Source organism: Clostridium sp. E02, assembly GCF_003833015.1.
In the GTDB taxonomy this organism is placed as follows: domain Bacteria; phylum Bacillota; class Clostridia; order Lachnospirales; family Lachnospiraceae; genus Lacrimispora.
The window spans coordinates 47,542-63,844 of record NZ_RJLQ01000025.1 but is presented as its reverse complement, the minus strand read 5'-3'; the positions used below and the strand labels follow the sequence as shown (position 1 = coordinate 63,844).

The window sequence follows — 16,303 nt, the reverse complement described above, 5'->3', positions numbered from 1 at the left end:
GCTCGGAAATCGGTTTTGTCATTATTCGTAAAATCTTTGATTTCCATTCGCATTAATGTATCGGAATCTTTGACCTGGTCAATGACGTCCAGGAATTCTTCTTTGGTCATTTCACCGCCGAGTTTTTGATTTGGAGGGAGATCTGTTACACTTATTTCTATTACCTTTACTAAATCACTCATCTTATTATGGTTTGATTTTTTTAGCTTGTTCATATTTTCATTAATAGTAGCTCCGTATATAAAGCTAACAAGTTTTGAAGCATCTTTATCATTAATTTCTCCCACTTTAGTTTTCCCTCCACTTTTATCAATCATTAATAACATCTATTGTAAATATAGTTTCCAAGTTTACCCCCCATGGGTCATAATTAGATGTAGAAACACTTTTTACCGTAACAAAAATCTTGTTTTCGTTATTTTTATCATCCAACTTAATAAAATCATCTTGAGTTTTTGCTGCAAAACATTCCAATTCAATATACATGTTCTTATCAAACTTATTATAGTATTCTTTTAATACTTTATATAATTTATCTCTTAAAATCTCTTTTTCACTTATTTTTGTATTCTCATTTAAAATCAAATATATGCATATACTAGCTTTTCTGTTTGCATATTTAAAGTATGATTCTGTTGGTGAATTTAGATTAACGTTATTGTCAAAAGTAATATCTGGATTCACATCAACTACTAATTTATAATCTTGATTAATTACTCCCACTATACGTTTCTCAAAATACGCTCTTACTTGCTCCCTTAGATATTTCCAACAATAGCCATCACGTATCTCCTTTATGCTATGATCTTTTTCTGATATTGAGTCCACATATATACGGAAAATAAATTTCGAATCATTCTTTGCATATGCCTCATAATATATAGGGGAACCATCCTCAGAAAATGGAATTGGTGAACCTCCACCTGTACGAATCCACTTAGGGTTAATGATGAATTTTTCTCCATATTTACTCTCAAGATGGTTTTCTATGGCTGCTGGATACTCGTCTGTAATAATTTGTATCTTTTCTTCTCCTCTTTTATGGTAACCTATTATCTCTTTCATAAATAAGATAATTAAAGTAAATATAATTACACCAATTACAATCCCAAAAACTATCAGTACCTTTACCATAAATTCCACCACATTATTAACAGAGTTTTTATTCATACCTAATTAGTACCTCCCTAGGACCTCTGTATTCATTGTGATTCTCCCTGTCCGTCATAGGAATAAACTCTATCAACCATACCTTCCGGAAGAAAATAGGAACAGTAGGCCGCCATATTTCCCCCTTCTGAGTGACCTGCCAAGATAACGTGATCCAAGCCGGAGTTTATTACATAGGATGCTACTTCTTTTTGTGATGGGATTTGGGAGGAAACACCTGCAGTACCACGAAATATAATCGTCGGTTTTACCTTGTTTTGAGGATCTATTAGTGTCATGGCTCCGAAATCGGTTTTGTCATTATTCGTAAATTCTTTGATTTCGTCCAGGAATTCTTCTTTAATCATTTCACCGCCGAGTTTATTATCAGGACTTTTTGAGACACTATCTTTCATAATTGTTACTATATCACTTAATTTATTGCTATCTGCCTCTCCCCAATTCCTATACATAGTAGTTCCATAAATCAAACTAACAAGCTTAGCCGCATCTTTATCTTTTATTTCCTCCATATTATCTCAACCTCATTTCATTGTGAATGACTTTAAAATTATAAGTCATCTGTATCTATCACCAATTCTATTTTTTTTTCCTTTTTTATATATTTAATTGGCTTAAATGTTGCTTCAATATTATTTCTATATAACATTAAATTACTCTTTTCTTCCTTCATTACATTAATTGCTTCAAAATCCTCTCTATTTTGGATCGCATAATAGGTGAATTTTATCTTCACACTTTTGGATTTTGCCTTAATTTCATTTAAAAATAGAGACATGTATTGCTCTGTTTTTACTTCTAAATCTTCTCCACTCTCTATTGTGAATACATATATATAAATGATTGGTTTCAGACTGTTACTTCGAAAGTAATCCTCCATTATCGAATCCGAATTTAAATAATTTTCAAAAGTTACACCATTCGATAGATTAATTAATAATTTATAATCCTCAGATAAATTCACTTCTAAATTCTCTTTAATATTATTTTTCAGCTTTTTCTTCAAAAATTTCCAACAGTAATTGTCACGTATTTCACTTATATTATTATTTTCTATTGACTTTGGAATTACATCCACGAAAAAGATGAAATTTGGATCTTCCTCCGCATAAGCCTCATAGGTCATTGTATAACACCCCTGTGAAAAAGGAATTGGCCCCCCCCCTCCATCCGTACCTTTAGGATTAACTATAAATTTCTTTCCATATTTCTCTTCCAAATGAGTACCTACTGCATCATAATACTCCTTCTGTGTTTTTATGCTATCACTTTTGGGGGGTAAATCTTTCTTTACACTATTTACAAATAAGATAATTAAAGTAAATATAATAACACCAATTACTATCCCTGCCACTACCAGTACCTTCACCATAAATTCCACTACAATATTATTTTTTCTATACTTTCTCTTCAGATAACCTTTAGCACCATCAGGATACGTCATATTTTATTTATATGTCCCCTCAAAATCTATTCTTTATTTTTTAATCATCAGTATAATATGCACATTCTACATAAGCCTTTTCCATATGTATCCCTGTAAATGGTCTTCGTAATATGCTCTCCATTACATCAAGATTAACAATAATCCGTTGCTCTCTTATTCCAGATACCTGGAATATTTTTTTATTTCCTATTTTCTTCTCATCCAATACTAGTTTTTTCAATGAATGATCCGAATAAAATTCTGTATTTTTACCAAGGCAGTCTACCTTTTCCAGTGTACAAAGCCAGTAAACTTTCTGAATCTTATGAATCCTGTCGCTTAGGATGGCACAATTGCATTGTAGCCCGCTCTCATAACTACACAATATTTTTTTAAGCTGGTCTGAAATTAAGAAAAGGGGAATCTCAATTAAATCAGAATAGTAATTATTAACATTACTTTTAACCATTAAGTTAAAGCTTTTTTCATTAAAAGGTGCATTCTGTAAATATAGATTTATTTTCCGTCCCAGGGAACGAGAAGTTTTCAACTCTTCAGGTAACCGGTCCTGATCAATAACAACCCCATTTTTAAAGGTTTCATCTTGTGACAATACAAAATATTCCAAAAGCTCGCCCCCTAATTATATATTTGAATGCCTCTTAACTGTTCTTGTGTAAGTTCTAAATAACGCAGTGACTCCTTCTTAAACTTTGCGCAAGTCAATTTGGTTTCCATAAATACTGTATCTTTCAATATTGCTTCTCTAAAATCTGCCCCTTGAAAATCCGCACCCGTAAAATTTGCTTTTGTCAGATTTGTATTCTTAAAATCCACTCCTATTAGACTAAAAATCATACGACTGAACAAATTTGGTTTTGTAATAGGAGCTATGGAGTTTGTAAAGTCTCCTCCTGATAAATCACTATCAGAAAAATCCGCGTCAAATAACAATGCTTCCTTCCAGGATGTATTTTTCAAATTACAATTATAAAAACAGGATTTTAAGAAAAGTCCCCCATCAAAGTTGGAATCTGACATATCCATGTTATAAAAATTGCTTTTCGTAAAATTCATTTCTATTAACTGAAAATTTCTTAATTTCATATTTTTATATACTTTACAAAAAAATTCAATCGGTTTTTCTTTGTTAATTTCTAGAATTTTCCCAAATTCCTGGTTTTCATCAGAAAATGTCTCTGTTATATAAATTTCATCAAAGCTACCTTTGTACTCACCGGCTGTAATACAAAAGTCATCCGTCACCTTTAGCTTTGACAGTCCATGGATATTTTTTTTTCTCAGCGCAACTCTAGCTATCTCCGTTATATACCGGATAAGATATGGGACATACTCAGTCAGTATAATATTTTTCAAGTCATTGTGGGTGATTTCACCTTTGAAATTTCTTAAACACGGTTGCAGACCGTCTTCTAATTCCCAAAGATGCTTAAATAAAATTTCAGCATCCCATTCTGTCCATATTGCATTGGAATCAAGATAAAACGATTCATCATAAGCAAAGATTTTAACTCTTCCATCTTTTTCGACATATCTGCTTCTTAAAACGCTCATGCTGATACAGAAAATATTCTTTTCCGGATGCTTTGTCTGTTCCTCTTTAGTCCGATCGATTAACTGGTCAAATGCAAGACTTAAGTCTTTACATAACAATTCCATATTTTCACGACAAAACCGGTCCAGTTCCATCATTTGCTCTGTCCCTTGGATAAGAACATAGCCATATTTAAATTGCTTTAACAATTTTTCCCTATCCATATATAATCCCCAACTCATTAATTTGTGTAAATTTCATTTCCTTTCAGCTCAATCACGCCATCCTGGCTAATATTGATTTCACCTTTTCCTCCGCATATCATATCAATGGAATCGGACGCATTCACTTTAAACTGATTACCAGCCTCTATAACAATGTCTCCAGCTGAATGAAGAATGATTTTTGAATCAGCCGAAAGTGTCAGAACCCCGTTTTGATCAAACGTTGCAACAGAAGCCCCATTCGCTGATATATTAATTTGTTCCGGAGTCCACGCCACTTCCATCCCCTGCGGATTACGGATATACCGTCTCCTGTAGTCAGCCATCTTGTCATTTTCCTGTGGACCCGGCTGATATTCATTTACTGAACTGGAGGCATATGCATTTTTCTCATCTGAATCCTGAAATACAATTCTTACCTTATCACCTACTTCCGGCATGCAATACCAACCGCTTCCATCTTTGGTGGCATATACGGTAGAATACGGGAACCAGCAAGAATCTCCATCGACTGCATTAAGAACAGATCTTTGTCCGTTTTGTTCCTCTTGTACCCGGACTTTTACGCTATCTCGATTCATCGATTCAACTTCTCCGAAAACTGCTTTTCCAGATAATATCTCATTGTATATTTTTCTTTGTTTCAAACCATTTTTTACGCATAATTCATAATAATGAACTAGAACTGCATGCTCTAACACACTATGGACTGATTTTACGCACAGCTTCAACCCATTAAAAGTTATCTCTTCGCCTAAATGAAGCCATTCATCCATACGGACGGAATATGTAATATATTCCTCATCAACAACTGTAGCTTCAGGCACCTCTAATGCTTTTTTATACGATTTTAGATCCTTTTTAATCTGATACCCCCCATCTGAATTTTTTACATTCGTATATAATATGGGAGTGCCGACATAATATGCCGGATGACCAGATGTGCTGTCAGCAAATATCCCCTGCGCCTTATGGGATGCCAGACGTTTCATAAATTCCCAGTCCGTTTCCCTGTATTGCATGAGAAACTGACCAGTCTTTGTTAGGTATTCATCATTTATAATCGCATCAGCTCCAGCATATTCCGAAGAAATGAATTGAAAAATCTCCATAAATGTTCCATTAGTATTATGAAATCCTCTGGTCTTTTTGGTCATATCCAGCAAAACCGTATGAGAACATCCCTGTACTCGAAGTATGTAATAATCACCCTGGTGCCTCAATTCTGTTTCCGTAATTAATCCTTTGAAAAGAATTTTTCCACTTTTGACTTTCACTGCTATTTCCGTACCAAAACTCAATTCACGGGTATAATGATCTTTTTCCTCTTCCCTAATCCTACCCGTTGCTTCAAAAAACACATGCTCATTTATTTTCCTATTGATTTCGATCTCATCTATTTCTATAAATCCAATTGGTTCAATTATTATTTCGCCACAGCTTATAATCTCTTCATTTTCCATAAATTCCCTCCTGTCGTAATGATCCAATAAGTGTATTTATTATTATTTTCCAATACGAATAACTATTTTCCCCTATATTAAAGTCAAGGATGACCGTCCTGTTACATAAAGTAAATAAAATAATATAATTAATCTGACTTTGATTTGGCATAGAATGAGCAGCCGTAAAATAATATACCTCGATTCCGTTAACTATTTTGCAGCCTGATAAATTAAATTGTGTTTGCTGTTTGGATTCCATCATTTTATTCTTATAATTTTTTTTAATGGTTTCCAAGTCAATCAATTTTTCATTATGAACCGTTTTTACCACCAGTACCAGATGTTCTGACTCCAAGCGGAAAACAATGAACTGTTCTTCTTTAATTTCATATTGAAGCAGGCTTGAGGGAAGACAGATAGAAAATAGCTCAAAGAATACTCTGCGCTCCAATTTTAAATTTTCAACATCACTGATTTCTCTCCGTATTTTTTTCAGTTTCTCTAGTGCATTCTTTTTTATATCCTCCGTACATCCCAACCCCGTATCCTTTTCGTCTTTTGCCCTTACCATACGGGCTAAAAATAAATCTATATCACTTCTTACCATGGAATTCTACTTCCTCCCATTAAAAAAGTTCTCTTCCCAAGTATCATCTTCAAAATCAAAGAAAGTCTCATTTCCCTTGTAGAGCACTTCATTCTCTCTTAGCACAGGAAGCACCAGAAAGCCCCATTGTTTTCTAGACACCCATACAAAGAACTTCATTTCACCTTCAAGTATAGTATCTGTTTCCTCCTGAATGACGCTTCCCGCGTACTGATCGTCAATCTCCCCTTGCGTTGTTCGTTCAAATTTGGATGTGTCATATTCATAATAATAGGTTTTCAGACGCTTGCCTTTCTCGTCGTTTAAATAAAGATCCAGCTGTTTCCCGATCATGAAACGGGAGATATATCCGATATGCTCTTCTGGGTCCAGACTTCTTATTAGTACTTTTTCCTGATTTTCATGGGTGTAGGTCATAATCTCATAAGGCAAAGTCCTAACTTGGTAATTCTGATTGAACTTCATATAGCCTCGTTTACAATTCAAAAAATAAGCCAATGCCCCCTCTAGGCAGCACATTTTTAGTTCCGTTTCTTCTGCTTCCCTTTTTGCACTCTGAATCAGCTTACCAGGAACGTACTGTTTTAATGCTTCCGTAAACAGGTTTGATTTGCAAGATTGTCCAGTGAGCTTGATCATTTCATACTCCTGCAGTTCTCCCTGTTCGAACTTCTGGTCCAAAAAGCGCTCCATTAGATTGTAAATATCAGGTCTTAATACCAACTCTATTTCATTTAAATACAGTGGGAACTGAATTTCTTGGTCAATATGAGTAAACTCCCCCTCATGAAGTACTGATAACTTCCATCTATCCAAAAATATTCTATGATCCTCCGGTTCCTTCCCAGTGCTGATCCAGACTTCATATTGGAACTTGGTCTGGAAAAATGACTTTTTTACCTCTTCAGCAAGTAAGAAAAGATAATAATAGTTATTCTTCACATGAAAATACTGTTCCCTGCTTCGCTCTTCATAATCCTTAAACCGAGTTGGAAGGAAGTCCTCCATTGCCTGATATTGATTGTCTAACAATTGACAGGAGTTTCCTTCTGAAAGGCTGTCCATGTTATGTTTTCCCAGATACCCAAGTGCATTTCCTATTTTAATCTTTAACATCTGTAAAATTCGATAGGTTAAGTTATTTCCACCAAAATTTGTATCTCCATTCTCATATCGAGTCTCTAAATCAATCGTGTAGGAAACTCGACTATTTTCAATACAAAATCTCCCAGAGGTAAGATCTGTGGTTCCGCCTCCACAATCTATGATCAATGCGTGGTAAGAACGTCCTTTTTCATACTGGTTCTTCGTTATCATTTGATTCATACTGTTAAAAAGGACTGCCATGCCTTCATCCAATTCACAATTTACGTTATAGTCTGGAAGGAGTTCTTTAAATAACTCCTGAAACTTCTCCTTCTGACGGATAGGAGCCAAAAACTGTATGTTTTTAAATTGGCATTTAAATTGCTGTTTTGCCAGGTCGATCAAATACTCTAAAAAGGCTCTTAGCATGTCTCTTCTCGAAATTTGATACTTAAAACCATTTTTTAAAATGACCCCTTCCATTCGTTCTGGATCACTAATCCAGCGTTTGATGTCAAAAAATACTGGAATATCTTCATCTAGGTAGTTCTGGCCTCCTAATGCTAACGCTTCATACCCAAACACAAAATCATGCGTTCCAGCTCCGCTTTCCTCCACTCCGATTACACTCGGAATGATGTAACCATTACCTGCTTTGGCTATTCTTGAAGTTCCATCGGGCAGACAGATCCCCATCGTTGTATTAGAACTACCAAAATCTATAACAAGAGGAAGATCGGTATCCATTACTTCACGAACCTCTATATCAAGAAGCGGAATCCGAATTCCCTCCATATATCCGGGGATTGTCGTATGATTCCCCTGGTAGCAGTCATAAAGGAATTCTGAATTCCGTTCATTTGGAAAATACAGAATAAAATATTGATGCTTTCCAAGGGGTAGAACAGGGATATCTTTTCCTTTAAATAAAAAGCATGTATGATTCATTTCTTTTATGTAAAAACAGGTGTATACCTGAAAATTTTCATCTATGAGCAATAAATTCCCCTCATATAGCAAGACGTCGGACTCTACTTTATAATGATCCAATTCACTCAGACCGGCTTCCCGGTAAATGACAATCGTGCCTGGAATCCTTACATTTTGACTCGAGCTGATGTCGATCCGATTCCGGTCGAAAAATTCCTGAAGACGATTCAAACCGCCTTCACACGCCGTATTGATATGCCGATAATCCTTTTGACCGCGAAAACGCATTATTAGTCGTAGGAGTGCTTCCCGATCCATATGACTTTTAGAAGGCATAACCAGCTTTTCCCTCCGACATATTTCACTTAACTGGAAGGTTGTCATCTTTTCAAGGTTAATTCTTTTATAAGTTTTTTTTTCTGATTCCGTTTTTCCGGGATGCAAGGTATAGGTGTATCGGCTCATTTATTATTCCTCACTTTACTATTTGTCTGTACTGCTAGAATTTATCCCCGGACCTTTGTCTGGGATGTCGCTTTCATTTGGTTTTGCTTGATTTTTTAATTTATCAATATCCGCTTCTTTTGCTTTTATTCCTGCCCGAGCTGCCGCAATTTTATCGTTTATTTTATCGGCCAAACTCAAAAGTTCTAATCTAACATAAATTGCCTGTGCTGTTTGATAATAAGTAATTGCACTCTCAAACTTCTCTTCTGATAACAGCTTATTTGCTTGAACTTCAAGGTCCATCGCATTTTGTTGATCATTTAATTTTTGTTGATTCTCTAATTCTCTTTTTTCTTCTTCTTCTTTTTTTGACTTCTCTTCCTCTTCCTGACTCTCTTTTTTTGCAGCGTCTGCTACCGCCTCTGTCTTCTGATTGTTTTTTTCAACCTTTTCTTCAATTGCTGTAAGCTTTGCCATTGCTTCTTTTTTTCCATCATCAAAATATAGGGAGGCCGCTAATTCTCTCGCCTGTTGATACGCTTTTATTGCTCCCTCTATATCCCCATACTCCTCTTTTTGCTGCCCCATTTCCATTAAGTCAAAGACATCTATATAATTTTTTGTCTGCTTTAGTTGATTTTCAATATACTGCTTTCCCACATTCCCTGTTTGCATGGACAGATTTCTGGCTTTTATATATAAGTTTTGCGCTTTTTTATATTCTTTCGCAAATATGGCTTCATCCGATAATATAATCTGATCCGCCAATTTTTGATAATCATCTGCATCTATGTATATCTCTTTTTTCTTTAAAGACTCTGCTATTTTTTTCGCTTTTGCGTATTCTTCCGAAGCTTTTTGATAATTGTCATACTTTAAATACTCTTTTCCACTTTGTAGATAACTAGTCAAACTTTCTTCTTTCTTTTTAATGCTTCTACTTCGCAAGAAAAGAGCTAGGGACAATCCTGCTACTATTAATAGGACAGGCAATGCTATCAATAATATTTTTTTTACACTAAATTTCTTTTTTGGAGGGAGATAAACTTTATCAACAAAAGTGACTGCAACGCTGTAATTATCAATTTCGCCTGCAGTCTGCTTTCCCAATATGATATCTTCTGCTTTCTCCAATATTTCACTTGGTTCTTTTGCCTCATTGGATATTTCTAAAAATTCGTTCTCTCCCAAGTTTTCCCAGGCGCCTCTGGTTAATATTGCAAAGCTATCCCCATTTTCAAGTTTTATTTTTTTTGAAACTACAATTTCTGGCTCCCCACGTTCTCCCAGAAAAGAATACAAGTTATTTCTTTCTTCATGCGCGGCTGCCTGATCCAATGTAATTTTCTCTTCTTTTAACAGCGTCTCTGTCAAAGACTGATCTTTCGTCTGAAACAAGATTCTGGAATTTCGAATAAAATAAAATCGACTATTACCAACATAACAATATTTGATTTTTTTATAATCAGAGACAACAATGGTAACAGAAGCCTTTAAATGCATTCCCCCACGCTGTTTTAACAATTCCCGATGCGCAAGATGCATATAATGTTTTAATTTTCCTGTCCGCATGGTGGGATTTTCAACAAAACTTCGAATTAGACTATCAACCACAAATTTTGCGCTGTTGCTCTCAACATCTCCGTCAAGACTGTCAGCTAGTACATAACAGGCAAAATCATCCATTTCTACATAACCAAAATAATCCCTGTTTGCAAGCTTTTGTCCTTCCTCCGACATATATTGAGTTCGAAAATCCGAATTAATTCTTCTCATATTGCACCTCCGGCATCAAAAGTACTACACTTCCGTTCTCTTTTTCCATGCCACTTTTTCTTTCTGCTTCCATGATAATATTGTCTGCTTTTTCTTTTACAGTGAGTTCTTTTAACAATATATCTTCAATATCTGCCCAGGATAAACTCTCATATACTCCTTTTGTGAGAAGCAGGACAACATCGCCAGGTTTTAAAGCAACCGGTTTTTCTGCTATTTCAATTTCATGAAATCCATCCTTCCCCACAAAATTCCATACCTTCTTTTCTTCCATGGTCCAAAGTGTTTGATTTTTCGATAAAACACCATTTTCGTATGCATTAAGAGCTAGGACATCAATTGTATGTCCTTTGCTAATTGGTATTAATTCTTCATTTCTCAAAATAGCAATTCTAATATCTCCCGCAAGACCATAATGTAACATCCCATCTTTCACAAAAGCTGCTGCCAGGCATGCTCCACCTCTTCTGTTCTCAAGTGTTCTTTGGATTCTTTTATGAGCCTCATGAAACGATATCTTAAAGAAATACTCTGGATTATGTAATACTTTATATGGTTGGAAAGAATCTAATATTGTATCAGTCGCAATTTGTGAACAGATTTTACCCGTATTGGCTTTTCCAATTCCATCTGAAAGTACAGCCAGAATTCCTGCTGTACTTACTTCAATGCCTGCAACATCTGCTTGAAATTCTTGATTCCCTGTGGTCTGACTGACCACCCCTATATTACTTAATCCTTCGCTGTTTCCTTTTTGCTGACTGCTCTCATTAATAAAAATCATCGCCCTTATCATAACTGAAAGTATTATAATCACTTCCAGACTTATCAAAATTATCATTGTCATTTCTGATCATTCCATTCAAAATTCTCTCCACAGAGTGGTATAAATAAAAATCTGCTTTTTCCTAATTCAATAACATCATACGGTTTTAATTCTGTAGGCACATAAATTGCCTCTTCATTCAAATAAGCGAGTCCAGCAGCGTCTCCTGGTAAAATAACCATATTTCTCTTTTTTTGATCATATACAATTATGGTGTGATTTTTTCGATTGATATCATTATCTCCTAATATCTGTATATCCATTTCATCTCCACGCCCTACAAAATTCTTACCACTATGTATTTTATAATCCATGCCTACTCTAGCTCCAGATATACATACAATCCACCCGCAAACAGGATTGATCTCTTCTTGTAATAACTCCATGGCAGGCTCGAATCCAAGCGGTTTGTTTTCCCCTGCTTCTTCTTTTAATTTCATCTGACAGTAAGGACATGTGTTGCCATAACGTCTTGCATTATAGACATGTCCATTGGGACATCTTACTAGGCTCATGTTTTAAATCTCCAATCTTTCTATTTAAGTAAATAAAAGGTGGGTATTTGCAATGTATATAATATCACCCACGGATAGTCTGCAAGGGCGGTTTGATACAATGTAACACGCACCATCTTCTACTTTTTTAATCTTAACACCATTTTGAGACCCCAAATCTTCTAAGTACCATACATCCAGACAAAAATTTAGAGCCGCGTGTTGGGGATCAATAAAAGTACTATATTCACACTCATCTAAATCTACATCAATTACTTCTTCTTCCGAATTTTTTCCTATAATGAGTGCAGTTTTTCCAGCTAAATCCCAGGACTTTATTGGTTTTTCCTGTTCATTTAATAAAATCAATTGACTCGGCTTGCCTGAATTTATATAATTATTTGCCTCTTTTATGCTGTTGTTTTCAGAATGGATTAATTGATAAAACAAATCCAAAACTGCAAAAAATCCAACGACTCCACTCAAAATCCATAGCCATTTTATATTGTATTTCATGTAGTTTAATCCCACACATAAACTTATTGTGGCAATTATAACGACTAGATCAAGTACTATTTTAATTTTTTTATTCGAATTCATATGTATTTTGGCTCCTTTGTTATTTTTTCATGCCAAAAAAGGAGGCGAAAAGATCATCATAGTTGATAGGCCCTTCATTCTTAGGTCTTTTTCCCTGGTACGTGTCCATCCCTTTCCCCGGTTGAAATCCAAAAAATTGTTCGAATTGGCTCATATCTACTGTTTTATTGCCAGAGTTAACTTTTCCAGAATTTGTAGATTCTCTTTTGTTTCTACCATCTTTGCTTTCCCATTCTGCATTTATGACAGAATCGTACTTTTTTCTTTTTATCTCGTCTCCAAGAACCCCATAAGCTTCTTGTATTTCGTACATTCTTTTATTTTTTTCCAAATCATTTTTCACTACATCCGGATGATACTTTTTGGCCAGCGTTCGATAAGCTGCCTTAATTTCTTTCTCCGATGCTTCATGGGTTAATCCAAGGATCTTATAGTAATCTACCATTATTCTATCCTTTGCAATAAGTTTATGGTTCTATCTATCATTTTGTTATCAAATAAGGGCTGCCGTTATGGCAGCCCCTACATGTTTATACGCTGTATCCGCCTTCCACAGCGATCTGCGACATTTTGTCTTTTTTCTGTTTGATGATCAGCCGAAACGTACCGACACCTTCTAAATCTCCATAATTTTCTTTGTAGTCTACTACGAATGCATTTGGATATGTATATTTACGTATCACTTGAGACGCAGCAATAACTTCTATTGTAACTTTTCTATAACAATCTGCTTTTTCTGCTGGTACCAGTGACCAAAGTCCCAACTGCCTTGTCGCGTCAAAAGGATCCCCATCCACTGCTGTTAGGATCTTACCTGAAATTTCTACTGTGCTTCCCATATCAGTCGAACGCGCATTGGAATCATGAGGAATATCTGTTCTGAATTTAACTCCTGTTACACTGATTGTTCCTAAATCTATGGTAGATGGTCCTTCTACTTTTATTATAAATCCCATAATTTATTCCATCCTTTCTACATAATTGATTTCATTATTCTCCGCTGAATCCACCTTCAAATTTCAAATTAATCATTTTATCTTTTTTCTGTTTAACAAGAAGCTTAAATATTCCTGTACCGGTATCATCTGTGAAATCTTCACTATAATCCACTACAAAAGCATTGGGAATATTAATTTGTCTTACCACCTGTGAAGCATTGATTACATCAATCTCTACTTTACGATAGCAGTCTGAATTCTCTGCTGGTACCAGAGACCATCTTGCTAATTTACTGGTGTCATCTGCAGTTTCACCACCTACTGCTGCTAAAATTTTGCCTTCAATCAAAACCGTTGACCCAAGATCGGTTGATCTTGCATTGGAATCATGTGGTATATCTGTTCCAAACACTACTTTGACAATACTGGTTTCACGAAGTTCCACAGATTCACTTCCTGTGATTTTCATTCTTAGTCCCATATTTCTTCCTCCATTCTTAATGAATAATTTTGTAATTTATAAGCCTTTTAATATAGACTTTTCGTTACCATGTTTAAAAAAACTTTACGCTGTCTGCCCTTTTCTCGTTAGCTCAACTTTGAGATTTCTAGTCGTGTTACTAAAAGTAAGCTGAACGTTACATATCCCATTCTTTTCATCAATACTAAAATCCAACTCATCTCCGTCTTGAAGAAGAGAATTCACATACTGACGATTGGCATCCCATTTGCTCTTTTGACTATTGGGATTATTGCTGAAAAAGTTAAGGATTTTATCTTGTTTAAAGTCGCCGCTATAGAAACGCAGCATTCTTTCGATATAAGTAACTACAAGCGTTTTATAAATGGGTTCAAATTCCATTCCATTGCTAAGCAAGTTTCTTGCCTTGTATACCATTATATTTTTTATTTCAAGCCCTTTATGCTGTGCATTATCGGACGTGAATACAAAACCAAAACCTGTATTATTGATTGAATTTTTAATTGTATTCGTAAAACCGGAAATTTCTTTTGTCATACTTGTGGTAACCAGCAAAGCATTATCCCCTGCTTCTATATCATAGCGGACACCTGGGTACTCCATTGTTGTATTTTTAAATCTCTGTTTTAGATATTCTGGACATTGCCATGCAGATGAAATACCAGCGGCTCCATAAGCAGCCCCAATATAAACTCCCTCGATCCACATCTTCATGGTATCTTCTTTTTCTTCGGAAAGAGCAACTGCTCCTTCCTCATTAATTACCATTCGTTTGTCTAGAATCAATCCTGATTTATCTTTTGGTATAATCGTAACGTTAGGAATACAAGGTACAACAAATTCGCTATACTCCTTTTTCATCAGCGGAGAACATTTATCCTTGAAAATTCCAATTCCCTCGGTAGCAACATAACTAAAGGTGCTCTCTTCTCCAGTTGAGAAGCTAAAGAATGTGGTGATTTTATAAGGATTAATTGCATTCATTAAGGTAGCAAGACTTTCCATGGAGTTTGTCCCAGGTTTTTTCACCTTTTGATTCCCCGCAAACCGCATTCTTTGAAGCTTACCACCACCGGTCTGATTCAGTTCCACATCTGGTACAATCCCGAACCAAATCGTATTTTCAAATTCATTCTTGTCGTTTGTTGTATTTAAATAGGTCAATAATCTGGGAAGATTACTAGATTTCACCATTAATTCAAGGGGTGTATTTGTAATAAGGAGTTTTGGCTGCATGCCTTTTTCCTTTACCTGATATTGATCAAAGTAGGATTTTACACCTAAAATTTTCTCAATTAATGGTTTAACCGCTTTCACAAAATCATCTTTGCTTTTTTTATAAAATTCTAGGTATGTGTTATAATTTCGCACTTCTACTTCACGGTCTACGCTGCTTTCCACCGTTGATGTAAGTGGACAGAACGTTCTTACGACAAGTTCTCTTACATAATCAGAAGGGTCACCATTTAAGGCATCATAATCATCTCGGAATGTCTGAATTAAGCTGGTGTTAATATGATCATCTACAACCGCAAGCTGTGTTCCTTCTTCTTGCTTCATCTCCAAAATTTTTAATTCCCCATCATCGCCCATACTCAAAAGGCCAGCCTTAAATTCCTGACTTCCTTGTGTTTTCTCGCCGCTTCCCAATAAAAGTCTTGTTTTGATATCTTCAATTGCAAGTGGCAGCATTGCTAAAACATTATTGTAATTAAGGCTAGCTTGTTCAAATTGATAATTTAATTTATCTCCCGTATCCAGACGCTTTGGATCTTCATCATCAAGTTCCATATATTTTCCATATGTATATTGAATTTCTCTTCTCACTTGACGAATATCTTCCATAATTTTCTTAGGTGATATCATATCCAACACATTACTAAACTTAAAATCTACATTCGCTACGCCTAATGCCCCTTTAGCGCCCTGTAAAGTAATGAGCATGTTAAGCAAATCATTCATTTCATTTAAGGGTATTTTCGTAATACATTGGTCAGGAATATTTTCCGGATTAACCAGACTGTACTCTATACTTCCTGTTTTTGCATCACACCACGAATATACAACAGGTGCAAATTTCTCTAAAAAATCTTCAAAGCTTTCTACCAGAAGCAATTCATTAATTTCTTTAATCTTATCATCATCTAAGCTTGTCTTACCTCTAACATCCCCTATTAGGGTAAGTAGATTTAGCTTTTCAGGGTTGATCTCCGAAAATAGAATCGTTCGGTTTGTTTGTGTGATCGTTTCCATAGACACCATACCTCTTTCTTACTTTTATTCATTTGTTTTTCCAAA

17 protein-coding genes are annotated in these 16,303 nt (G+C 35.3%); all 17 read right to left on the bottom strand.

Annotated features, from left to right (window positions below; translation table 11 throughout):
* Positions 1–287, bottom strand: a 287-nt coding sequence (locus tag EFT72_RS16745) for a hypothetical protein (protein WP_164473202.1), incomplete at its 3' end; no start/stop codon positions are given.
* 22 nt (positions 288–309) lie between these two features.
* On the bottom strand, positions 310–1,170 hold the full coding sequence (locus EFT72_RS16740) for a DUF5037 domain-containing protein (RefSeq protein WP_124068063.1): 861 nt from the start codon (positions 1,168–1,170) through the stop codon (positions 310–312).
* Positions 1,171–1,202: 32 nt separating this feature from the next.
* Complete coding sequence (locus tag EFT72_RS16735) at positions 1,203–1,682, bottom strand: Mbeg1-like protein (protein WP_124068062.1); 480 nt, start codon at positions 1,680–1,682, stop codon at positions 1,203–1,205.
* A 38-nt stretch (positions 1,683–1,720) separates the two neighbouring features.
* On the bottom strand, positions 1,721–2,614 hold the full coding sequence (locus EFT72_RS16730) for a hypothetical protein (protein WP_124068061.1): 894 nt from the start codon (positions 2,612–2,614) through the stop codon (positions 1,721–1,723).
* Between the two features lie 40 nt (positions 2,615–2,654).
* Entirely contained in the window at positions 2,655–3,224 is a 570-nt protein-coding gene (locus EFT72_RS16725; protein WP_124068060.1) for a hypothetical protein, read from the bottom strand.
* A gap of 11 nt (positions 3,225–3,235) precedes the next feature.
* Complete coding sequence (locus EFT72_RS16720) at positions 3,236–4,375, bottom strand: pentapeptide repeat-containing protein (protein ID WP_164473201.1); 1,140 nt, start codon at positions 4,373–4,375, stop codon at positions 3,236–3,238.
* Positions 4,376–4,392: 17 nt separating this feature from the next.
* Positions 4,393–5,838: a contractile injection system protein, VgrG/Pvc8 family gene (locus tag EFT72_RS16715; RefSeq protein WP_124068058.1), complete on the bottom strand. Its 1,446-nt coding sequence runs from the start codon at positions 5,836–5,838 to the stop codon at positions 4,393–4,395.
* Entirely contained in the window at positions 5,828–6,427 is a 600-nt protein-coding gene (locus EFT72_RS16710) for a hypothetical protein (protein ID WP_124068057.1), read from the bottom strand. Before EFT72_RS16710 ends, EFT72_RS16715 begins: the two co-directional genes overlap by 11 nt.
* Positions 6,428–6,433: 6 nt before the next feature.
* Positions 6,434–8,908, bottom strand: a complete 2,475-nt coding sequence (locus EFT72_RS16705) for a hypothetical protein (protein ID WP_124068056.1) — start codon at positions 8,906–8,908, stop codon at positions 6,434–6,436.
* A gap of 18 nt (positions 8,909–8,926) precedes the next feature.
* Complete coding sequence (locus EFT72_RS16700) at positions 8,927–10,666, bottom strand: hypothetical protein (protein WP_124068055.1); 1,740 nt, start codon at positions 10,664–10,666, stop codon at positions 8,927–8,929.
* A complete protein-coding gene (locus EFT72_RS16695; RefSeq protein WP_124068054.1) occupies positions 10,653–11,513 on the bottom strand; it encodes a protein phosphatase 2C domain-containing protein in 861 nt (286 codons plus the stop codon). Before EFT72_RS16695 ends, EFT72_RS16700 begins: the two co-directional genes overlap by 14 nt.
* A complete protein-coding gene (locus EFT72_RS16690; protein ID WP_124068053.1) occupies positions 11,510–12,007 on the bottom strand; it encodes an FHA domain-containing protein in 498 nt (165 codons plus the stop codon). The genes EFT72_RS16695 and EFT72_RS16690 overlap by 4 nt, the downstream gene beginning before the upstream one ends.
* Positions 12,008–12,031: 24 nt before the next feature.
* Positions 12,032–12,586, bottom strand: coding sequence for an FHA domain-containing protein (locus EFT72_RS16685; protein WP_124068052.1), 555 nt, complete (start codon positions 12,584–12,586; stop codon positions 12,032–12,034).
* Positions 12,587–12,605: 19 nt separating this feature from the next.
* Entirely contained in the window at positions 12,606–13,031 is a 426-nt protein-coding gene (locus EFT72_RS19830; RefSeq protein WP_124068051.1) for a DnaJ domain-containing protein, read from the bottom strand.
* Positions 13,032–13,116: 85 nt separating this feature from the next.
* Positions 13,117–13,542, bottom strand: a complete 426-nt coding sequence (locus EFT72_RS16675; RefSeq protein ID WP_124068050.1) for a membrane-associated protease 1 — start codon at positions 13,540–13,542, stop codon at positions 13,117–13,119.
* 34 nt (positions 13,543–13,576) lie between these two features.
* Complete coding sequence (locus EFT72_RS16670; RefSeq protein ID WP_124068049.1) at positions 13,577–14,005, bottom strand: membrane-associated protease 1; 429 nt, start codon at positions 14,003–14,005, stop codon at positions 13,577–13,579.
* An 84-nt stretch (positions 14,006–14,089) separates the two neighbouring features.
* Positions 14,090–16,258: a transcriptional regulator gene (locus EFT72_RS16665; protein WP_124068048.1), complete on the bottom strand. Its 2,169-nt coding sequence runs from the start codon at positions 16,256–16,258 to the stop codon at positions 14,090–14,092.
* Positions 16,259–16,303 lie beyond the last annotated feature (45 nt).